18 protein-coding genes, 6 tRNA genes and 3 rRNA genes are annotated in these 21,251 nt (G+C 55.1%); 7 read left to right on the forward strand and 20 right to left on the reverse strand.

Annotated elements, in window-relative coordinates; translation table 11 throughout:
* Positions 1-29: 29 nt before the first annotated feature.
* From rplA to tyrS, 16 genes are all read right to left on the reverse strand, one after another.
* Positions 30-725, reverse strand: coding sequence for a 50S ribosomal protein L1 (gene rplA, locus ABDX87_RS11275; protein ID WP_062384458.1), 696 nt, complete (start codon positions 723-725; stop codon positions 30-32).
* Complete coding sequence (gene rplK / locus ABDX87_RS11280) at positions 725-1,156, reverse strand: 50S ribosomal protein L11 (RefSeq protein ID WP_346832911.1); 432 nt, start codon at positions 1,154-1,156, stop codon at positions 725-727. The genes rplA and rplK overlap by 1 nt, the downstream gene beginning before the upstream one ends.
* 119 nt (positions 1,157-1,275) lie before the next feature.
* Positions 1,276-1,809, reverse strand: a complete 534-nt coding sequence (gene nusG / locus ABDX87_RS11285) for a transcription termination/antitermination protein NusG (RefSeq protein ID WP_346832912.1) — start codon at positions 1,807-1,809, stop codon at positions 1,276-1,278.
* Between the two features lie 9 nt (positions 1,810-1,818).
* Positions 1,819-2,187 carry a preprotein translocase subunit SecE gene (gene secE / locus ABDX87_RS11290; RefSeq protein ID WP_346832913.1) on the reverse strand — a complete coding sequence of 123 codons (369 nt, stop codon included), beginning with the start codon at positions 2,185-2,187 and terminating at the stop codon, positions 1,819-1,821.
* Positions 2,188-2,232: 45 nt separating this feature from the next.
* Positions 2,233-2,308: transfer RNA gene (locus ABDX87_RS11295), tRNA-Trp, on the reverse strand.
* A gap of 187 nt (positions 2,309-2,495) precedes the next feature.
* Positions 2,496-2,571 (reverse strand) — tRNA-Thr (locus ABDX87_RS11300).
* A gap of 27 nt (positions 2,572-2,598) precedes the next feature.
* Positions 2,599-2,672: transfer RNA gene (locus ABDX87_RS11305), tRNA-Gly, on the reverse strand.
* A gap of 26 nt (positions 2,673-2,698) precedes the next feature.
* A tRNA-Tyr gene (locus ABDX87_RS11310) sits at positions 2,699-2,783 on the reverse strand.
* 141 nt (positions 2,784-2,924) lie between these two features.
* On the reverse strand, positions 2,925-3,365 hold the full coding sequence (locus ABDX87_RS11315) for a hypothetical protein (protein ID WP_346832914.1): 441 nt from the start codon (positions 3,363-3,365) through the stop codon (positions 2,925-2,927).
* Between the two features lie 82 nt (positions 3,366-3,447).
* On the reverse strand, positions 3,448-4,407 hold the full coding sequence (gene birA / locus ABDX87_RS11320) for a bifunctional biotin--[acetyl-CoA-carboxylase] ligase/biotin operon repressor BirA (protein ID WP_346832915.1): 960 nt from the start codon (positions 4,405-4,407) through the stop codon (positions 3,448-3,450).
* Between the two features lie 281 nt (positions 4,408-4,688).
* Positions 4,689-4,804: ribosomal RNA gene (gene rrf, locus ABDX87_RS11325) — 5S ribosomal RNA — on the reverse strand.
* Positions 4,805-4,957: 153 nt separating this feature from the next.
* A 23S ribosomal RNA gene (locus ABDX87_RS11330) occupies positions 4,958-7,850 on the reverse strand.
* 248 nt (positions 7,851-8,098) lie between these two features.
* A tRNA-Ala gene (locus tag ABDX87_RS11335) sits at positions 8,099-8,174 on the reverse strand.
* A 26-nt stretch (positions 8,175-8,200) separates the two neighbouring features.
* Positions 8,201-8,277: transfer RNA gene (locus ABDX87_RS11340), tRNA-Ile, on the reverse strand.
* Positions 8,278-8,341: 64 nt separating this feature from the next.
* Positions 8,342-9,878, reverse strand: a 16S ribosomal RNA gene (locus ABDX87_RS11345).
* The 16S, 23S and 5S rRNA genes sit together here with 2 tRNA genes alongside, the layout of an rRNA operon.
* 510 nt (positions 9,879-10,388) lie before the next feature.
* Positions 10,389-11,588: a tyrosine--tRNA ligase gene (tyrS, locus tag ABDX87_RS11350; protein ID WP_346832916.1), complete on the reverse strand. Its 1,200-nt coding sequence runs from the start codon at positions 11,586-11,588 to the stop codon at positions 10,389-10,391.
* Between the two features lie 212 nt (positions 11,589-11,800).
* On the opposite strand from tyrS, the gene ABDX87_RS11355 reads away from it, so the two are divergent.
* Together ABDX87_RS11355 and ABDX87_RS11360 are read left to right on the forward strand one after the other, a co-directional pair.
* The gene (locus ABDX87_RS11355; RefSeq protein WP_346832917.1) at positions 11,801-13,243 is read left to right on the forward strand and encodes a peptidoglycan DD-metalloendopeptidase family protein; all 1,443 of its coding nucleotides are present in this window, start codon (positions 11,801-11,803) and stop codon (positions 13,241-13,243) included.
* Positions 13,244-13,246: 3 nt separating this feature from the next.
* Entirely contained in the window at positions 13,247-14,338 is a 1,092-nt protein-coding gene (locus tag ABDX87_RS11360; RefSeq protein WP_346832918.1) for an anhydro-N-acetylmuramic acid kinase, read from the forward strand.
* Positions 14,339-14,401: 63 nt separating this feature from the next.
* Here the strand turns inward: ABDX87_RS11360 and erpA are convergent, their stop codons facing one another.
* Positions 14,402-14,752: an iron-sulfur cluster insertion protein ErpA gene (gene erpA, locus ABDX87_RS11365; RefSeq protein WP_074752191.1), complete on the reverse strand. Its 351-nt coding sequence runs from the start codon at positions 14,750-14,752 to the stop codon at positions 14,402-14,404.
* Positions 14,753-14,930: 178 nt separating this feature from the next.
* Positions 14,931-15,965 carry an N-acetyl-gamma-glutamyl-phosphate reductase gene (argC, locus tag ABDX87_RS11370; RefSeq protein WP_346832919.1) on the reverse strand — a complete coding sequence of 345 codons (1,035 nt, stop codon included), beginning with the start codon at positions 15,963-15,965 and terminating at the stop codon, positions 14,931-14,933.
* Between the two features lie 133 nt (positions 15,966-16,098).
* Between argC and hemJ the strand changes: the two genes are divergently transcribed.
* The 5 genes from hemJ to coq7 all read left to right on the forward strand — a co-directional run bounded on the left by hemJ (position 16,099) and on the right by coq7 (position 19,552).
* Positions 16,099-16,524, forward strand: coding sequence for a protoporphyrinogen oxidase HemJ (hemJ, locus tag ABDX87_RS11375; RefSeq protein ID WP_062385152.1), 426 nt, complete (start codon positions 16,099-16,101; stop codon positions 16,522-16,524).
* A 44-nt stretch (positions 16,525-16,568) separates the two neighbouring features.
* Positions 16,569-17,510, forward strand: coding sequence for a DUF805 domain-containing protein (locus ABDX87_RS11380; RefSeq protein WP_346832920.1), 942 nt, complete (start codon positions 16,569-16,571; stop codon positions 17,508-17,510).
* Positions 17,511-17,567: 57 nt separating this feature from the next.
* Positions 17,568-18,353, forward strand: coding sequence for an SDR family NAD(P)-dependent oxidoreductase (locus ABDX87_RS11385; RefSeq protein WP_346832921.1), 786 nt, complete (start codon positions 17,568-17,570; stop codon positions 18,351-18,353).
* 88 nt (positions 18,354-18,441) lie between these two features.
* Entirely contained in the window at positions 18,442-18,780 is a 339-nt protein-coding gene (locus ABDX87_RS11390) for a histidine triad nucleotide-binding protein (protein ID WP_346832922.1), read from the forward strand.
* Between the two features lie 124 nt (positions 18,781-18,904).
* Complete coding sequence (coq7, locus tag ABDX87_RS11395; RefSeq protein ID WP_346832923.1) at positions 18,905-19,552, forward strand: 2-polyprenyl-3-methyl-6-methoxy-1,4-benzoquinone monooxygenase; 648 nt, start codon at positions 18,905-18,907, stop codon at positions 19,550-19,552.
* Between the two features lie 177 nt (positions 19,553-19,729).
* Here coq7 and speD read toward each other — a convergent pair whose 3' ends face one another.
* Both speD and ABDX87_RS11405 read right to left on the reverse strand, forming a co-directional pair.
* A complete protein-coding gene (gene speD, locus ABDX87_RS11400) occupies positions 19,730-20,524 on the reverse strand; it encodes an adenosylmethionine decarboxylase (RefSeq protein WP_346832924.1) in 795 nt (264 codons plus the stop codon).
* Between the two features lie 239 nt (positions 20,525-20,763).
* Positions 20,764-21,186: an OsmC family protein gene (locus ABDX87_RS11405; RefSeq protein ID WP_062385162.1), complete on the reverse strand. Its 423-nt coding sequence runs from the start codon at positions 21,184-21,186 to the stop codon at positions 20,764-20,766.
* Positions 21,187-21,251: the final 65 nt, after the last annotated feature.

Here is a 21,251-nt window from a genome sequence, read left to right on the forward strand (position 1 = left end):
AAGGTGCGGTTACCCACACCCTGCCGGTCTTACGCGTTCAACGAACCTTGGTCGATGACCAGGCCTGGACCCATGGTGGTGCTCAGGGTTACGCGCTTGACATAGATACCTTTCGAGGAAGCTGGCTTGATACGCTTCAGATCAGCGATCAAGGCTTCAACGTTCTCACGCAGCTTGTCAGCATCGAAGCCAACTTTGCCTACGGAAGTGTGGATGATGCCGTTTTTGTCGGTGCGATAACGAACCTGACCTGCTTTCGCGTTCTTGACCGCGTTAGCTACGTCTGGAGTAACGGTACCGACTTTCGGGTTTGGCATCAGACCACGTGGACCGAGGATCTGACCCAACTGACCTACAACACGCATTGCGTCCGGGGAGGCAATAACGACGTCATAGTTCAGGTCGCCGCCTTTCATTTCGGCAGCCAGGTCGTCCATACCAACGCGATCAGCGCCGGCAGCCAGAGCAGCTTCAGCAGCTGGACCCTGGGTGAAGACAGCAACGCGAACGGTCTTGCCAGTGCCGTGTGGCAGCACAGTAGCGCTACGAACAACCTGGTCAGATTTACGCGGGTCAACACCGAGGTTCACAGCAACGTCTACGGACTCGCTGAATTTAACGGTCGACAGCTCGGTCAGCAGAGCTGCCGCATCGTTGAAGCTATAAGACTTGCCAGCTTCAACTTTGGAAGCGATTGCCTTTTGGCGTTTGGTCAGCTTAGCCATTACACACCCTCCACGTTAAGGCCCATGCTACGAGCAGAACCGGCGATGGTACGCACGGCAGCTTCCATGTCAGCAGCAGTCAGATCAGCGTTTTTAATCTTCGCGATATCTTCCAGCTGAGCACGGGTAACGGTGCCAACTTTGACGGTGTTCGGACGAGCCGAGCCGCTGGTCAGGCCAGCTGCTTTCTTCAACAGAACCGAAGCAGGGGTACTTTTGGTTTCAAAAGTGAAGCTACGGTCGCTGTAGACAGTGATGATCACTGGAGTCGGCAGACCTGGCTCAAGACCCTGAGTACGGGCGTTGAAGGCCTTGCAGAATTCCATGATGTTCACGCCGTGCTGACCCAGAGCAGGACCAACAGGTGGGCTTGGGTTAGCCTGAGCGGCTTTCACTTGAAGCTTGATGTAAGCGGTAATCTTCTTGGCCATGAGGCACTCCAATTACGGGTTCAAACGCCTCGAAAGGCTCCCCGGTTACTTGCGCGTTTATCCCAGTGACGACAAAACCCCACAGCCCAAGGCTGCGGGGTATGGGATTTCTAGCTCAGTTATGCCTTTACGACCTGACTGAACTCGAGCTCCACCGGAGTAGAGCGTCCGAAAATAAGCACAGCCACTTGGATCCGGCTTTTTTCGTAGTTAACTTCTTCAACCGTACCGTTGAAGTCCGCGAAAGGACCATCGGTAACGCGAACCACTTCGCCCGGCTCGAACAGCGTCTTCGGCTTTGGCTTGTCGCTGCCATCAGCAACGCGACGGAGAATTGCCTCAGCTTCCTTATCAGTGATCGGAGCAGGTTTGTCTGCCGTCCCACCAATGAAGCCCATGACACGAGGAGTGTCCTTGACCAAGTGCCAAGTACCTTCATTCATGTCCATCTGGACAAGCACATAACCAGGGAAGAATTTACGCTCGCTTTTGCGTTTCTGGCCGTTACGCATCTCTACCACTTCTTCGGTAGGGACCAGAATTTCGCCGAAACCATCTTCCATGCCTGCCAGCTTTACACGCTCGATCAGAGAGCGCATAACATGCTTCTCGTAACCCGAGTAGGCATGCACTACGTACCAACGCTTAGCCACGGGACACCCTTAGCCGACGATCAAGGAAACAAGCCAGCCGAGCAGGGAATCTAGACCCCACAGCAGCAGCGCCATAACCAGAACCACAGCTACCACGATGAGGGTAGTCTGGGTGGTTTCTTGACGAGTAGGCCATACGACTTTACGAATCTCGGCGCGAGCTTCCTTGGCCAACACGAAGAAAGCCTTGCCCTTGCCAGTCTGCAACCCTACATAGGCTGCGACAGCGGCGATCACGAGCAAAGCAAGTACGCGATACAGGATTGGCTGCGCCGAGTAGTATTGATTTCCAACAACACCCACAACGACCAAGAGGACTACGACGAGCCACTTAACCAGATCAAAACGAGAGTCTTGGGCTTCAGCCTTTGGATTCATCTACTAAAATCCTGTGAAAAGAAAGCCAGACACGTTACGCGAATCTGGCAGGTCAGGAGGGAATCGAACCCCCAACCTACGGTTTTGGAGACCGTCGCTCTGCCAATTGAGCTACTGACCTAAAAGCAAAATCAGGCCGACCATTATGCTGACCTGACAGGAAGATTTCAACAGCTATTCGACAAGCCTGACCTTCCGACACCATCGAACACTGCTAGCGACCAACCAGATCCAGGCTTCAAGCCGAAACACCGAACCTGACGAACCACCTAAAACAAAGGCAGATACTTTCATATCTGCCTTAGTAATGGAGCTCTTGAGCGGATTTGAACCGCTGACCTCACCCTTACCAAGGGTGTGCTCTACCAACTGAGCTACAAGAGCAAAACACATTGCACAACCAACAAAACTTGGAGCGGGTAGCGGGAATCGAACCCGCATCATCAGCTTGGAAGGCTGAGGTTCTACCACTAAACTATACCCGCCGAGCATGTTGCTTACGCTCGAAATTTGGTGGAGGGGGAAGGATTCGAACCTTCGAAGTCGTAGACGTCAGATTTACAGTCTGATCCCTTTGGCCGCTCGGGAACCCCTCCTAAGCGAGGCGACATTCTATATCATGCCACCCTTCTGTCAACCTTTTTCTCAATAAAAACTTGAGGTTACAAACGTTGACTCTTGCTTCACGTGCATTTCAATTTGTCCTGCACTGCGAAGCGGGCGCCATTCTATGCAAACTAATCCGCGGTTGCAATGCCTTCACATGACATTATTTTACTTTTTAACTGAGGGAAGTCCTGCTTCAATCCGCTTAATAGACCATCATCCATAAGACGACGACTATCAGGCTCGACTTTTAACCAATAAATTGCCCCCAGGTCATCCAGCCGTCTGCCAAATTGAGTTCGAATATCCAGGCTCGTGAGGCGCTGCTCGATTGTCTTCGCTTCGCCTTGCGCAATCCCACCGCCGAGATAAAGGCATTGATTGTCAGCTTGGCGCGAAGGGAAATCGGAGGATGGCGCACCGCCAGACTCGCTCAAGAGGCGGATATCCTGCTGAGCGCCCTTGAACAGTGACAAGGGTGCTACCTCCTTAGGCCTCAAAGGAGCTTCTTGCTGGTGCCATACGTAGTAAAAGCCATTCAACATCACCAGCAGCAAAAAAAACCAGCGCATAACGACCTCATCACGACCCAAACAACAGCGCTACGGCGTTCAAGGCTGCCACAACGCCTCTCCACTCTTTTATGAAACCAGCTTACGCCTCAGGGGCAGCACGCAACCTCAGACTCAGTTCTCCGCCACTGAAGCTTTGCACCTGATCACCAACTCTCAGTCGCAACGCGCCGACCGCATCAATCCCGACGACTACACCCTCCACCGCGCTAGAACCTGCAAGCAGTGTCACAGGCCGGCCCTGCCAAAGATGATTGGCTTCCCACTCCGCTTGAAAGGCACCAAACCCCGTCTCGCGATGCGCGGACAAATAAGCACCTAGCTCTTTATTCAAGCGCGCCACGACCTGGTTGCGATCTATAACGCCACCAGACTCAAGCAGCATGGACGTCCAAGATTGATCAACCTCGTCAGAGGCGCGCATATTGACGTTGATGCCAATGCCTATCACGACATGACAGACATCGGCCGGATCCCCGGTCAGCTCGAGCAAGACCCCAGCCAGCTTTCGCCCCCCCACAAGTATGTCATTAGGCCACTTCAATCCCGCTCCATTTATTCCCATTTCTCGCAGCATTTTGACTACGGCGAGACCTACAAGGAGGCTCAAACCCTCCAACCGACGCATCCCCCCGTCAACACGCATTGCCAGGCTGTAATAGAGATTCTCGGCAAACGGACTCACCCACTTGCGACCTCGCCGGCCTCTGCCCGCCGTCTGCCGCTCAGCAAGAACAAGAAGAGGCAACGACTCCCCATCATCAATCAAGCGCATGGCCTGGGCGTTGGTAGAGTCGATACTGTCGTAAACACGAACGGCCCAATCCGAGCCAGCCTGCTCGATCCATTGCGCATCCAACAGGAAAAGAGGGTCAGCGAGCCGATAGCCGCGACCGCGCACTTTGTGGATTTCCAGTCCCGTCTCAGCCTCAAGCTGCTGTAACTTTTTCCAGACAGCACTGCGACTCACCCCCATGACAGCTCCTAGGTCTTCGCCGGAGTGAAACGCCCCATCTTTCAGAAGCTTCAGTAACGTCTGCATTCTTATTTCGCCTGTTGAGAGGCATGCATGATAGCTACCCATGCAGTAGGCGCCTAGGACTCAGAGAAAGCCGCTTTAAAGGGTGCTTGCAACAGCAAGAGAGGTTCGATGAGTCGCGGTGTGAAATGCCGGCAAACCTGATTCTCGACTATGAAGTGGAGCCAGAACGAGGGGTTGCGGCCGGCTCAAGCGCAGCTTGAGAGAGAAATAACTGGAGAAATGTTTTTCACGCGCAAAAACAAAACCCCATCTGCTTTCGCAGATGGGGTTTCGGAATTTAATCTTGACGATGACCTACTCTCACATGGGGAAACCCCACACTACCATCGGCGATGCATCGTTTCACTGCTGAGTTCGGGATGGGATCAGGTGGTTCCAACGCTCTATGGTCGTCAAGAAATTCGGGTACTGACTCGTGACCGTATGGCCTCGCTTCAGTAAATCGGGTATGTGATCAGGTTTTGCCTGTGTGCTGCAAACTTTCGGTGCGTGTCGTCTTCACAGTCACCGCAATCTGTGCTCATCGAGTCGCAGATTGCTTGGGTGTTATATGGTCAAGCCTCACGGGCAATTAGTATTGGTTAGCTCAACGCCTCACAGCGCTTACACACCCAACCTATCAACGTCGTAGTCTTCGACGGCCCTTCAGGGAACTCAAGGTTCCAGTGAGATCTCATCTTGAGGCAAGTTTCCCGCTTAGATGCTTTCAGCGGTTATCTTTTCCGAACATAGCTACCCGGCAATGCCACTGGCGTGACAACCGGAACACCAGAGGTTCGTCCACTCCGGTCCTCTCGTACTAGGAGCAGCCCCTCTCAAATCTCAAACGTCCACGGCAGATAGGGACCGAACTGTCTCACGACGTTCTAAACCCAGCTCGCGTACCACTTTAAATGGCGAACAGCCATACCCTTGGGACCGGCTTCAGCCCCAGGATGTGATGAGCCGACATCGAGGTGCCAAACACCGCCGTCGATATGAACTCTTGGGCGGTATCAGCCTGTTATCCCCGGAGTACCTTTTATCCGTTGAGCGATGGCCCTTCCATACAGAACCACCGGATCACTAAGACCTACTTTCGTACCTGCTCGACGTGTCTGTCTCGCAGTCAAGCGCGCTTTTGCCTTTATACTCTACGACCGATTTCCGACCGGTCTGAGCGCACCTTCGTACTCCTCCGTTACTCTTTAGGAGGAGACCGCCCCAGTCAAACTACCCACCATACACTGTCCTCGATCCGGATAACGGACCTGAGTTAGAACCTCAAAGTTGCCAGGGTGGTATTTCAAGGATGGCTCCACGCGAACTGGCGTCCACGCTTCAAAGCCTCCCACCTATCCTACACAAGCAAATTCAAAGTCCAGTGCAAAGCTATAGTAAAGGTTCACGGGGTCTTTCCGTCTAGCCGCGGATACACTGCATCTTCACAGCGATTTCAATTTCACTGAGTCTCGGGTGGAGACAGCGCCGCCATCGTTACGCCATTCGTGCAGGTCGGAACTTACCCGACAAGGAATTTCGCTACCTTAGGACCGTTATAGTTACGGCCGCCGTTTACCGGGGCTTCGATCAAGAGCTTCGCGTTAGCTAACCCCATCAATTAACCTTCCGGCACCGGGCAGGCGTCACACCCTATACGTCCACTTTCGTGTTTGCAGAGTGCTGTGTTTTTAATAAACAGTCGCAGCGGCCTGGTATCTTCGACCGGCATGAGCTTACGGAGCAAGTCCTTCACCCTCACCGGCGCACCTTCTCCCGAAGTTACGGTGCCATTTTGCCTAGTTCCTTCACCCGAGTTCTCTCAAGCGCCTTGGTATTCTCTACCCAACCACCTGTGTCGGTTTGGGGTACGGTTCCTGGTTACCTGAAGCTTAGAAGCTTTTCTTGGAAGCATGGCATCAACCACTTCGTGTTCCAAAGAACACTCGTCATCAGCTCTCGGCCTTAAGATCCCGGATTTACCTAAGATCTCAGCCTACCACCTTAAACCTGGACAACCAACGCCAGGCTGGCCTAGCCTTCTCCGTCCCTCCATCGCAATAACCAGAAGTACAGGAATATTAACCTGTTTTCCATCGACTACGCTTTTCAGCCTCGCCTTAGGGACCGACTAACCCTGCGTCGATTAACGTTGCGCAGGAAACCTTGGTCTTTCGGCGTGGGTGTTTTTCACACCCATTGTCGTTACTCATGTCAGCATTCGCACTTCTGATACCTCCAGCAAGCTTCTCAACTCACCTTCACAGGCTTACAGAACGCTCCTCTACCGCATCATCAAAAGATGATACCCGTAGCTTCGGTGCATGGTTTGAGCCCCGTTACATCTTCCGCGCAGGCCGACTCGACTAGTGAGCTATTACGCTTTCTTTAAAGGGTGGCTGCTTCTAAGCCAACCTCCTAGCTGTCTAAGCCTTCCCACATCGTTTCCCACTTAACCATGACTTTGGGACCTTAGCTGACGGTCTGGGTTGTTTCCCTTTTCACGACGGACGTTAGCACCCGCCGTGTGTCTCCCATGCTCGGCACTTGTAGGTATTCGGAGTTTGCATCGGTTTGGTAAGTCGGGATGACCCCCTAGCCGAAACAGTGCTCTACCCCCTACAGTGATACATGAGGCGCTACCTAAATAGCTTTCGAGGAGAACCAGCTATCTCCGAGCTTGATTAGCCTTTCACTCCGATCCACAGGTCATCCGCTAACTTTTCAACGGTAGTCGGTTCGGTCCTCCAGTCAGTGTTACCTAACCTTCAACCTGCCCATGGATAGATCGCCCGGTTTCGGGTCTATTCCCAGCGACTAGACGCCCTATTAAGACTCGCTTTCGCTACGCCTCCCCTATTCGGTTAAGCTCGCCACTGAAAATAAGTCGCTGACCCATTATACAAAAGGTACGCAGTCACCCAACAAAGTGGGCTCCCACTGCTTGTACGCATACGGTTTCAGGATCTATTTCACTCCGCTCTCCGCGGTTCTTTTCGCCTTTCCCTCACGGTACTGGTTCACTATCGGTCAGTCAGTAGTATTTAGCCTTGGAGGATGGTCCCCCCATGTTCAGACAAGGTTTCTCGTGCCCCGTCCTACTCGATTTCATTGACAAGAGATTTTCGCGTACAGGGCTATCACCCACTATGGCCGCACTTTCCAGAGCGTTCCGCTAATCTCAAATCAACTTAAGGGCTGGTCCCCGTTCGCTCGCCACTACTAAGGGAATCTCGGTTGATTTCTTTTCCTCAGGGTACTTAGATGTTTCAGTTCCCCTGGTTCGCCTCTTACGCCTATGTATTCAGCGTAAGATAACTGTCTTATGACAGCTGGGTTCCCCCATTCAGACATCTCCGGATCACAGTCTGTTTGCCGACTCCCCGAAGCTTTTCGCAGGCTACCACGTCTTTCATCGCCTCTGACTGCCAAGGCATCCACCGTATGCGCTTCTTCACTTGACCATATAACCCCAAGCAATCTGGTTATACTGTGAAGACGACATTCGCCGAAAGTTTGCATTTCACAAACTTTACCTTAGCCTGAATGAACACCAGTGAAAGTGCCATCCAGTCTATCTTTCTATCACATACCCAAATTTTTAAAGAACGATTCTGACAAAGATCAGAAATCAACATTCAGCCTTCATGCGAAGGAAATGCTCATTTCTAAGCTTTAGCGGACAACTGTCTGTACCCAACTACCTCGGTAATGGTGGAGCCAAGCGGGATCGAACCGCTGACCTCCTGCGTGCAAGGCAGGCGCTCTCCCAGCTGAGCTATGGCCCCGTATCGCTACAGGGTGCACCGGTAATTGGTGGGTCTGGGCAGATTCGAACTGCCGACCTCACCCTTATCAGGGGTGCGCTCTAACCAACTGAGCTACAGACCCAATCGTCTTCTTCAATGAATCAAGCAATTCGTGTGGGAACTTGCGAAGAAGCTGAGTCTTCGATTAAGGAGGTGATCCAGCCGCAGGTTCCCCTACGGCTACCTTGTTACGACTTCACCCCAGTCATGAATCACACCGTGGTAACCGTCCCCCCGAAGGTTAGACTAGCTACTTCTGGTGCAACCCACTCCCATGGTGTGACGGGCGGTGTGTACAAGGCCCGGGAACGTATTCACCGCGACATTCTGATTCGCGATTACTAGCGATTCCGACTTCACGCAGTCGAGTTGCAGACTGCGATCCGGACTACGATCGGTTTTGTGGGATTAGCTCCACCTCGCGGCTTGGCAACCCTCTGTACCGACCATTGTAGCACGTGTGTAGCCCAGGCCGTAAGGGCCATGATGACTTGACGTCATCCCCACCTTCCTCCGGTTTGTCACCGGCAGTCTCCTTAGAGTGCCCACCATAACGTGCTGGTAACTAAGGACAAGGGTTGCGCTCGTTACGGGACTTAACCCAACATCTCACGACACGAGCTGACGACAGCCATGCAGCACCTGTCTCAATGTTCCCGAAGGCACCAATCCATCTCTGGAAAGTTCATTGGATGTCAAGGCCTGGTAAGGTTCTTCGCGTTGCTTCGAATTAAACCACATGCTCCACCGCTTGTGCGGGCCCCCGTCAATTCATTTGAGTTTTAACCTTGCGGCCGTACTCCCCAGGCGGTCAACTTAATGCGTTAGCTGCGCCACTAAGAGTTCAAGACTCCCAACGGCTAGTTGACATCGTTTACGGCGTGGACTACCAGGGTATCTAATCCTGTTTGCTCCCCACGCTTTCGCACCTCAGTGTCAGTATGAGCCCAGGTGGTCGCCTTCGCCACTGGTGTTCCTTCCTATATCTACGCATTTCACCGCTACACAGGAAATTCCACCACCCTCTGCCCTACTCTAGCTTGCCAGTTTTGGATGCAGTTCCCAGGTTGAGCCCGGGGATTTCACATCCAACTTAACAAACCACCTACGCGCGCTTTACGCCCAGTAATTCCGATTAACGCTTGCACCCTCTGTATTACCGCGGCTGCTGGCACAGAGTTAGCCGGTGCTTATTCTGTCGGTAACGTCAAAACACTAACGTATTAGGTTAATGCCCTTCCTCCCAACTTAAAGTGCTTTACAATCCGAAGACCTTCTTCACACACGCGGCATGGCTGGATCAGGCTTTCGCCCATTGTCCAATATTCCCCACTGCTGCCTCCCGTAGGAGTCTGGACCGTGTCTCAGTTCCAGTGTGACTGATCATCCTCTCAGACCAGTTACGGATCGTCGCCTTGGTGAGCCATTACCTCACCAACTAGCTAATCCGACCTAGGCTCATCTGATAGCGTGAGGTCCGAAGATCCCCCACTTTCTCCCGTAGGACGTATGCGGTATTAGCGTCCCTTTCGAGACGTTGTCCCCCACTACCAGGCAGATTCCTAGGCATTACTCACCCGTCCGCCGCTGAATCAGGGAGCAAGCTCCCTTCATCCGCTCGACTTGCATGTGTTAGGCCTGCCGCCAGCGTTCAATCTGAGCCATGATCAAACTCTTCAGTTCAATACTGCAATCGGGTTTTGAGAAAACCCTATAAACTTGGCTCAGCAATCGTTGGTTAAACCATGATTTCTCGTGGAGCAACTTGCGATGCTGATAATCAGTTGACTTCAGTCTTACAGCGCAAGCACCCACACGAATTGCTTGATTCAGTTGTTAAAGAGCGGTTGGTTAAGAGCTTTTCGTCTCAACCGAGGCGCGAATTCTACAGCGTCCTCTGTATCTGTCAAGCGGTTATTTTAAGAAGTTTTCAAAGTTTCCTTTGCAACTTCAACCACTTGCGCTTCGTTCGACTTGGCGTCTCACGTCAGCGGGAGGCGAATTCTACAGCGTTACAATCTGCTGTCAACTCCCTTTTTCACCGCTGTCGATTCAAGCATCTGAACCGAAGCCCGTCCTCGCTGCTTACTTCGTCCAACTCGTTGATTCTCAAGGAGTTTTCCGTTTCGTCTGCGCCGGAAGTGGGGCGAATTATAGAGAGATTCAGAGGGGCGTCAAGCACTTATTTAAACTTTATTCCAAATTCAGCGTAACGCGCCCAAAAGCCTTCTTGCCCGCCTGACAGACATGCGTAGCACCCAGCTTGAAGATAAAGCTGCGATCAACAACCTCTCCATCGATACGCACGCCACCGGAGGCCAACAGATCGCGAGCCACTGCCGAGTTCTTCACAAGGCCTGCCTTATTAAGGATGGCAGCGATCGGCATGTCCTCACCACCCGACACAGCGATCTCCGGCAGATCCTCCGGCAGCTCGCCATCCTTCATACGGTTGCCCGCAGAACGGTGGGCCGACGCAGCAGCTTCTTCACAATGGAAACGGGCAACGATCTCTTCTGCCAGCTTGATCTTGATGTCGCGAGGATTCGCACCCGCCTCACAGTCAGCCTTGAAGCCATCGATCTCTTCCATGCTGCGGAAGCTCAACAACTCAAAATAGCGCCACATCAGCGCATCAGGGATCGATACCAGCTTGCTGTACATAATGCCCGGCGCTTCCTGGATGCCCACGTAGTTACCCAGTGACTTGGACATCTTCTTCACGCCGTCCAGACCTTCAAGCAAAGGCATGGTCAGCACGCACTGCGCTTCCTGACCATACGCACGCTGAAGCTCACGACCCATCAGAAGGTTGAACTTCTGATCGGTGCCGCCCAGTTCGACATCGGCACGCAATGCAACCGAGTCGTAACCTTGCACCAGCGGATACAGGAACTCATGGATGGCGATCGACTGGTTCGACTTGTAACGCTTGTCGAAGTCATCACGCTCAAGCATGCGAGCCACGGTGTATTGGGAGGACAAACGAATGAAGTCGGCAGGGCTCAGCTGATCCATCCAGGTGGAGTTGAACGCCACCTCGGTCTTGGCGGGATCAAGAATCTTGAAGACCTGGGCCTTATAGGTTTCCGCATAGTCGAGCACTTGCTCGCGCGTCAGTGGAGGGCGCGTTGCACTCTTGCCGCTCGGGTCGCCGATCATGCCGGTGAAGTCGCCAATCAGGAAGATGACCTGATGGCCCAACTCCTGGAACTGACGCAGCTTATTAATAAGCACCGTGTGACCCAGGTGCAGATCGGGCGCCGTAGGGTCAAAACCGGCCTTGATGCGCAGTGACTGACCACGCTTAAGCTTCGCGACCAGTTCGGACTCGACCAGGAGTTCATCCGCGCCACGCTTGATCAGCGCTAGCTGCTCTTCAACCGACTTCATAACAGCCCCGTAATGCCTTATTTCAAAGGGAAACAACCATACAAGATCACCGCCCAAATACAAGTTCTCACCGAAGAAGGTCGACGAATCGAGAAGCGATCCGTACACGCGCTTGCCTCAGGGAGGATTTGGTTATATTTTATACAGTTATTTCATCTTCATCATGTCATTCATCTTTTCCATTTCATCTTTTTTCAAAGTCAAAATTACCTATGAACGACACTCCGCCTAAAGCGCCCCCGCTTTATCCGAAGAGCCACCTGCTAGCTGCCAGCGGTATCGCCGCGTTGCTGAGCCTGGCTCTTCTGGTTTTTCCATCCAGCGATGTCGAAGCCAAGAAAACCAATCTCACCCTCGAACTGGACACGCCGGTCGAGCAGTTCAAGCAAGAACAAGACGCTCAAGATCAGAACAAAGCCACAGAAGACACGTCAGCTTCTCCTTTTGCTCAGATCGACAATGCTGCCGACGAACCTGAAGACACGGCCGCAACCAAACCGGAAACCAAGCCCGCCGCGCCGGAAGTCGCTGCAGCGGCCGCTCCGAAGAGCCCAAGCCATAAGGAAGTTGTCGTCTCTAAGGGCGATACGCTTTCTACGCTGTTCGAAAAGGTAGGCCTTCCTGCCGCCGCCGTTCATGAAGTGATTGCCAGCGACAAGCAAGCCAAGCAGTTCAGCCAGCTTAAAAACGGTCAGGTATTGCAGTTCGAGCTGACGCCGGACGGCAAACTCAAACAGCTGCACAGCAAACTCAGCGATCTGGAAAGCATCAGCCTCTCGAGAACCGACAAGGGCTATACCTTTACCCGCGACGTCAGCAAACCCAACGTGCGCACCGCTTATGTCCACGGCGTGATCAGCAACTCGCTGTCGCAGTCGGCACAACGTGCAGGCCTGAGTCACAGCATGACCATGGACATGGCCAACATCTTTGGATACGACGTCGACTTCGCTCAAGACATCCGCAAAGGCGACGAATTTGACGTGATCTACGAGCAGAAGGTCGCCAACGGCAAGACGGTCGGCACGGGCAACATCCTGTCTGCACGCTTCACCAACCGCGGCAAGACCTACACCGCTGTGCGTTACACCAACAAGCAAGGCAACACCAATTACTACACCGCCGACGGCAACAGCATGCGCAAGGCATTCATCCGCACGCCGGTCGAGTTCGCCCGCATCAGCTCCATGTTCTCCATGGGTCGCAAACACCCAATTCTGAACAAGATCCGCGCCCACAAAGGCATCGACTATGCTGCACCACGCGGTACGCCGATCAAGGCGACGGGCGATGGCAAGGTTATTCTGGCCGGTCGTCGCGGCGGTTACGGCAATACCGTGATCATCCAGCATGGCGAAACCTACCGCACGCTCTACGGCCATATGCAGGGTTTCGCAAAAGGCATCCAGAATGGCAGCAGCGTCAAGCAGGGCCAGGTCATCGGCTATATTGGAACAACAGGCCTTTCGACAGGTCCGCATGTACATTACGAATTCCAGGTAAACGGCGTTCACGTTGACCCGCTGGGTCAGAAGCTGCCTATGGCAGACCCGATCGCCAAGTCCGAAAAACAGCGGTTCATGCAGGAAAGCCAACCTCTGATGGCGCGCATGGACCAGGAAAAGGCCACCATGCTGGCCTCGAGTAAGCGCTGACCCATGACTTTATATGTAGGTGTAATGTCCGGAAGCAGTCTTGATGGACTGGACTTCGCGCTCGTAGAACAGGATGACCGACCACGCTTGCTCGGCACCTACTACATCCCGATGCCTGACGACTTGCGCGCCGAGCTGCTTGGGCTTTGCTCAAGCGGTCCGGACGAGCTCGCGCGCGCGGGGATTGCCGAGCAGAAGTGGGTCCGTTTGGCCGCGCAAGGCGTGCTCGCGCTGCTGGACCAGCAGAAGGTCCTGGCGGGTGAGATTCGCGCTATCGGCAGCCATGGCCAGACGATTCGTCATGAGCCCGCACGAGGCTTTACAGTCCAGATCGGTAACCCTGCGCTGCTCGCAGAGCTGACCGGTATCACCGTTGTCAGTGATTTTCGCAAGCGCGACATCGCAGCAGGTGGCCAAGGCGCCCCGCTGGTTCCTGCATTCCATGAGGCACTCTTTGACGACAACAAGGACTATCGCGCTGTCCTGAACGTCGGCGGTTTTAGCAACCTCAGCCTGATCGAGATCGATAAGCCCGTGTCCGGCTTCGATTCCGGCCCGGGTAACGTGTTGCTGGACGCCTGGATTCAGGCCCAACGTGGATTGAGTTACGACAAAGACGGCGCGTGGAGCGAGAGCGGGACGGTTAACGCCGATTTGCTGAAATCCATGCTGAGCGACCAGTTCTTCCAGACCAAAGGCCCAAAGAGTACCGGGCGTGAGGTATTCAACCTGGGCTGGGTTCACCATCACATGTTTCAGCTGCCAACGCTGAAGCCTGAAGACGTGCAGGCCACGTTGCTCGAAGTCACCGCGCTGAGCATCACCGAGTCGTTGCAATCGGCTCAGGCACAGACCAAAGAACTGCTGGTCTGTGGCGGTGGCGCTCACAATAAGGCGCTGATGAAACGATTGGCTGCGCTGCTGCCCAACACCAAGGTTTCGAGCACGGCCGAGTTTGGTGTCGACCCTGACTGGGTTGAGGCGATGGCGTTCGCATGGCTGGCCCACTGTGCGCTGGAAAGCGTCCCGGCCAACCGCCCAAGCGTCACAGGCGCTAAAGGCCTTCGCGTTCTGGGTGCTATCTACCCGGCGTAATGTGCTCAGCCCCAACGCAAAACGCCGCGCATATGCGCGGCGTTTTCGTTTACAGCCCGTGAATCAGATCGAGAAAGACGAACCGCAACCACAGGTCGTGGCAGCGTTCGGGTTCTTGATCACGAAACGAGAACCCTCGAGACCTTCCTGATAGTCCACCTCTGCGCCAGCCAGATACTGGAAGCTCATCGGATCGACAACCAGGCTTACGCCCTCGCGCTCAACGATGGTGTCATCGTCTGCCACGTCTTCGTCGAATGTAAAACCATACTGGAAACCGGAACAGCCACCGCCCGTGACGAACACCCGCAACTTCAGGCGATCATTGCCCTCTTCGTCGACCAGGGTTTTCACTTTGTGCGCTGCACCTTGCGTGAATTCCAGAGCCGTAGGAGTGAAGGATTCAACGCTCATGCTCGATATCTCCCGGCGCTAAGCCGTCATAATGCGTAATGCGCGCATTATCCGCTTGTCCTAGAAAATTGGTCAACTATTCTGACGGCGGCGACACGCTTCAAGCGATAAGCTGCAAGCTAAAAGCATCATGCGCGCTTCCAACTTGCAGCTTGAAGCTCGCCGCTCGAAGCTGCTTTCAGGGCAACAATGCGGCGTGAGACAGCCCCATGCGCTCGTCCAGCTCGAACATGATGTTCATGTTCTGCACCGCCTGGCCCGATGCGCCTTTGACGAGGTTGTCGATGACCGACAACACCACCACCAGGTCGCCATCCTGAGGACGGTGCACCGCGATGCGGCAGACATTGGCGCCGCGTACGCTGCGTGTTTCAGGATGGCTGCCCGCCGGCATCACATCGACGAACGGTTCATCGGCGTAGCGCTTTTCAAACAAAGCCTGAAGGTCAACCGACCTGTCGACGACGGTCGAGTACAGCGTCGCGTGAATACCGCGGATCATCGGCGTCAGGTGCGGCACGAAGGTCAATCCGATGTCACCGCCCGCCGCACGGCGCAGGCCTTGGCTGATTTCCGGCAAATGGCGATGCCCTTTTACGGCGTACGCCTTGAAGCTCTCGCTGGTTTCGGCATACAGCGAGCCGACGCTAGCCCCGCGACCTGCACCGCTGATGCCGGATTTGCAGTCGGCAATCAGGCGAGTCGGATCGGCCAGACCCGCTTCCAGCAATGGCAGAAAGCCCAACTGAGTGGCGGTCGGGTAGCACCCCGGCACAGCGATCAGGCGAGCGCCTTTGATTTTCTCGCGGTTGACCTCAGGCAGGCCGTAAACCGCCTCGTCGAGCAGCTCCGGCGCACCATGCGGCTGGTTGTACCACTTGGACCACTCAACCGGATCCTGCAGGCGGAAGTCAGCCGACAGGTCGATGACCTTGGTGCCTGCTGCCAGCAATTCACCGGCCAGCGCGTGGGCGACACCATGCGGGGTGGCGAAGAACACGACATCGCAAGCGCCGAGAACCTTCACGTCCGGCACGCTGAACGCCAGACCGTCATAGTGGCCTCGCAGGTTCGGGTACATGTCGGCAACGGGCAAACCTGCCTCGGAGCGCGAGGTGATCGCCACCACTTCAGCCTGTGGATGCTGTGCAAGAAGACGCAGCAACTCGACGCCGGTGTAACCCGTGCCACCGACGATACCGACCTTGACCATAACCTGCCCCTCAACGAAACCACTGGAAAGCCGCTGATAATAGGAGTCCAGCGCGTTCGGGACAACCGTGAACGTGACGTACGGGCACGCAAGCCACTACTATTTGCGCCACCGTGCCCCTGGAAAAACCAAAATGCTCTATCTATGGATCAAAGCGCTGCACATTGTTTCGATGGTCTGCTGGTTCGCCGGCTTGTTTTATCTCCCCCGCCTGTTTGTCTACCACGCCATGAGCGAAGACACCGTTAGCCGCGAGCGTTTCTGCACCATGGAGCGCAAGCTCTATCGCGGCATCATGGGACCGGCGATGATCGCCACACTGGTGTTTGGTATCTGGCTAATTACACTCAGCCCAGGGTTCCTTCAACAAGGCTGGCTGCACGCCAAGCTGACGCTGGTCGTGCTGTTGATCGGTTATCACCACATGTGTGGCGCGCAGGTCAAACGCTTCGCCCGAGGCGAAAAGGGCCGCAGCCATGTTTTTTATCGCTGGTTTAACGAAGTCCCGGTACTGATCCTGCTCGCTGTTGTCATCCTGGTGGTGGTGAAGCCGTTTTGATCACCCCGTGGTGACGCATCCAACCCAAGACAAGGAAGCCAAGCATGGCGGAACACTTCAAGATTGTTTTCGAAGGGCAACTGCGAACGGGTGTCGATCTGGAAACGGCACGCCTGAACCTGGCTCAGTTGTTCAAAAGCGACGTATCCAGCATGGATCGGCTGTTCACCGGCAAGCCTGTGACCGTGAAACGCGGCCTGACGCAAGATGACGCGCAGCGCTATATGAAAGCCTTGAACGATGCAGGCGTTGAAGCCCGGATCGAACCCGAGCAGCCTGTCACCTGGACGCTTGAAGAAATTTCCGCCCCCGAACCGCAGAAACCCGCTTTCGAACCTGCCGCCTCCCCTTATGCGCCTCCGCGCGCATCGATGGCCCAGGACTGGCCTGCTGTCGGAGAACTCAAGGTCTTTACGATCCAGGGTCGAATTGGTCGTCTGCGCTACCTGGCCTGGAGCATGGTGATGGTTTTCGCGCTGATGGCCGCCTTTATGCTGTGCCTTCAGGTGATGGCGATCTCGTTGACGGCTGGCGGTTTGCTCGCGGCGGTGCTTTTTGTCGCCTTCCTCGTGGTCAGCATTCAGATTGGAGCCCAGCGACTGCATGACGCTGGATGGTCCGCCTGGCTGCTTCTGTTGAATCTGGTGCCCGTAGTCGGAGGCTTCTTCCCTTTCTTGATGATGGCGGTTCCAGGCAACAGCGGGCCGAATCGATATGGCCCACCACAACCGCCGAACACTCGATCGGTCAAAGTGCTCGCCACCTTGTGGGTTGTCTTCCTCGCGCTGGTGTTCGCTGGCGGGATGATGGGTGGTTTGCAGAAGATTCAAGACCAGGTCGAGGCCACTACCGGAGACTATGAGCAGACGTTACCCAACGACGACGATTCGGACGACGCCACGCAACCTGTTGTCCCTGTCGACCCTGCCGACCCTGCCGACCCTGCCGATGCTGGTGACTCTTCCGACAGCGAAGACGACCAATAACTGTCTGGCAGCAAGGAGGCTGTCTCAACATCTGCTACACGTTCACGGGAGAACCGCATGACCCGTTACGCCCTGGTCACTGGCGCATCCAGCGGCATCGGCCTGGCCATGGCTGAAGCCTTGGCCCGCCGTGGCCGCAATCTGATTCTGGTCTCGCGCCATCGGGACATGCTTGAAAGCATCGCGCTCGAATTCACTCAGCGCTTTGGCGTCGAGGTGCTGTTTCGCGCCTGCGACTTAGGCGAACCCTTACGTCTCTCGGGTTTTCTGCTCGAGCTGGAAGAAGGCGAACGGCAGATTGATCTATTGGTCAACTGCGCGGGCATCGGCAACAGCGGGCCGTTCCTCGCCCAGGAATGGGCGCAGGAACAAGACTTGCTGGACCTCAACGTACTGGCCCTGACTCGCCTTTGCCATACGGTGGGCAACCTGATGGCAGTGCAAGGCGGCGGACAGATCCTCAACGTCGCCTCGATCATGGGCTTTCAGCCAGGACCGTGGATGAGCACGTACGCCGCCAGCAAGGCCTACGTACTGCACTTTTCCGAAGGCCTGCGCGAGGAACTGAAAAAAACCGGTGTGAAGATTTCGGTGCTGTGTCCGGGCCCGACGCGGACATCGTTTTTCCGCACGGCACAACTCAACGCAGACAAGTTCACCGACGACAAGACGATGACAGCCGAGGAGATTGCGCTGTACACCGTTCGCGCCCTCGACAAGAACCGCGCGATCATCATTCCAGGAAGGCGTAACCGCTTCCTGGCCAAGCTACCGCGCCTGACAGGTCGCTGGATGGCGCGGAAAATCTGGGGATCGATGCTGAAGTCGCGCACTTCGGTCTGAATCGCTCGACAGCGAGAAACGGCTGGGCGTGCGCGGATACGCTCAGTACACTCGGTCCACTCCCCACAAGAAACGGAGAGACAAGGCTGTGGAAACTCTGTTCACCAAGATCATCAATCGGGAAATACCGGCGAAGATCATCTATGAAGATGACCTAGTGCTGGCTTTTCATGACATTGCCCCACAGGCACCAGTGCATTTTCTGGTTATCCCGAAAAAGCCGATTCGTACGCTCAATGACGTGACCGAAGAAGACAAAGGCTTGCTAGGCCACATTCTCTTCACCGCGCAACGCCTGGCGAAGGAGCAAGGTTGCGAGGACGGTTTCCGGGTGGTCATGAACACCAATGAGAAAGGCGGGCAAACCGTCTATCACATTCATATGCATGTACTGGGCAAGCGCCAGATGACCTGGCCTCCGGGCTGAGTCGGGAATTCAACGACTTACACCTGCCGAGCGTCTAACACGCGTCTCGGCGGGCTGACGCAGAACAAGCCTCGTCACATCGATTGAGGTAGACTGGCCGCCGTGGATTTATCCGGAGGTGCCCATGGCTACCGAACGTCACTACTCCCCTATCGACCGTTTCCTTCTGCAAGCCGATGCTGCGATGAAAACGCTGCTGCCTGCCAGCGCGCACGCTCACCGCCCCTCGCCTGCGATCGTTCAACCCGACATCAAGATGAGCGAAGTCGACACGAAACATGTCGCTGGCCTCATGCGCATCAACCATACAGGCGAAGTCTGTGCCCAGGCGCTGTATCAGGGACAAGCCCTGACCGCCAAGCTGCCGCACGTGCGCAAGGCGATGGAGCACGCCGCCGAAGAGGAAATCGACCATCTGGTGTGGTGTGAACAACGCATCCGCCAATTGGGCAGCCACACCAGCGTGCTCAACCCTTTGTTCTACGGCATGTCGTTCGGTATTGGCGCGGTTGCCGGTTTGATCAGCGACAAAGTCAGCCTGGGGTTCGTTGCCGCCACGGAAGATCAGGTCTGCAAACATCTGAACGAGCACCTGGAGCAATTGCCGATCGAGGACGAAAAGTCCCGCGCCATTCTGGAACAGATGCGCACTGACGAAGAACAACACGCCGAAGGTGCTATCGATGCCGGCGGATTTCGTTTCCCGCGGCCGGTAAAGTTCGGCATGAGCCTGCTGGCCAAGGTGATGACCAAGAGTACGTACCGGATCTGATGCCCCTGCGTTGACAACAACGGCCTCTCGCGGATGAAGTCGCGCCCACAGTCGACGCGGTGCATCCTGTGGGATGCGAATTCATTCGCGAAGAGGCTATCCCAGACGCAGATGTCTTGTGGGTAAACAAAAAAGGCGCCTCGATAGGCGCCTTTCTTGTTCATGCGGGAAACATCATCAGTTCGGCATATTGCGGCCGTAGAAGATTTCCAGCATTTCGTGCTTCACACGGCCTGTGACCTGCTCGCGCTGTTCTGGCGAGAGGTTGCTGGTCGCGTCGCCGAACAGGTAGTTGTCCAGTTCGAACTGCTTGAGCAGCATTTTGGTGTGGAACAGGTTTTCCTGATACACGTTCACGTCAGTCATCTGGTAGCTGTCGCGAGTGTCTTCAGAGAGGTAGTTCTGGATCGAATTGATCTCGTGATCGATGAAGTGCTTCTTGCCTTCGACGTCACGGGTGAAACCGCGCACGCGATAGTCGACGGTCACGATGTCGGATTCAAACTTGTGAATCAGATAATTCAGAGCCTTCAGCGGGGAAATCACGCCGCAGGTCGACACGTCGATGTCCACGCGGAAGGTCGCGATACCGTCGACCGGGTGAATTTCCGGGTAGGTGTGGACCGTGATGTGGCTCTTGTCCAGATGAGCAAGAATGGTTTCCGGCAACGGGCCGGGCGATTCTTCGATCTGGCTGTCGGTTGGCGTCACCGGCTGCTCGGATATCAGGATCGTGACACTGGCACCTTGGGGATCGTAGTCCTGACGCGCTATGTTCAGGATGTTGGCACCAATGATATCGACAACATCGGTAAGAATCCGCGTCAGGCGTTCTGCGTCGTACACGCTGTTGATGTACTCGACGTAGGCCTGCTGGTCCTGCGGGGTTTCCGCATAGCAGATGTCATAGATGTTGAAGCTCAAGGTCTTTGTCAGGTTATTGAACCCGTGGAGCTTGAGTTTGCTTTTCACCGTTAAAAACTCTCTATATGGGTGCGGCCCAGGCCGCGTGATCAAGCATGCCCGTCAACTGAGCCCGGCTCAGTCGCGTAGGACGGTTAACACCTCTTCGCGTTGGCGATTTTGGTTGTCTGGTCGGAGGCGAGCCGGCAAGGTTCCGGCGGTCGCGCCCTGAAAAAGGGGCGCATTATGCAGACCTCGGAAGTCGCATGCCATAGCCTGCGCCTCATTTATGAAAATTGGGCGTTGAATCAACCCAATTCGATGATTTCGTAATCGTGGGTGATTTCAACGCCAGCGTTACCCAACATGATAGACGCCGAGCAATACTTCTCGGCGGAAAGCTCGATGGCACGTTTGACTTGAGTCTCTTTCAGACCACGGCCTTTCACCACGAAATGCAGGTGAATCTTGGTGAATACCTTGGGGTCTTCGGTGGCGCGTTCGGCCTCCAGAAACGCCTCGCAGCTTTCGACCGGCTGGCGGGCTTTTTTCAGAATGCTGACCACGTCGAAGTTGCTGCAGCCACCCAGGCCAATCAGCACCATTTCCATCGGGCGCACACCCAGGTTGCGACCGCCGCTCTCGGGCGGGCCATCCATCACGACCACGTGACCGCTGCCCGACTCGCCGAGGAACATGGCCTCACCCGCCCATTGAATACGCGCTTTCATCCCCAGGTCTCCAATGCTAGAAAAAAGGCGGCCAGCTTAGCACAGGGCCACGATGTCGCTGAGTG

This window comes from Pseudomonas abietaniphila, assembly GCF_039697315.1.
In the GTDB taxonomy this organism is placed as follows: domain Bacteria; phylum Pseudomonadota; class Gammaproteobacteria; order Pseudomonadales; family Pseudomonadaceae; genus Aquipseudomonas; species Aquipseudomonas abietaniphila_B.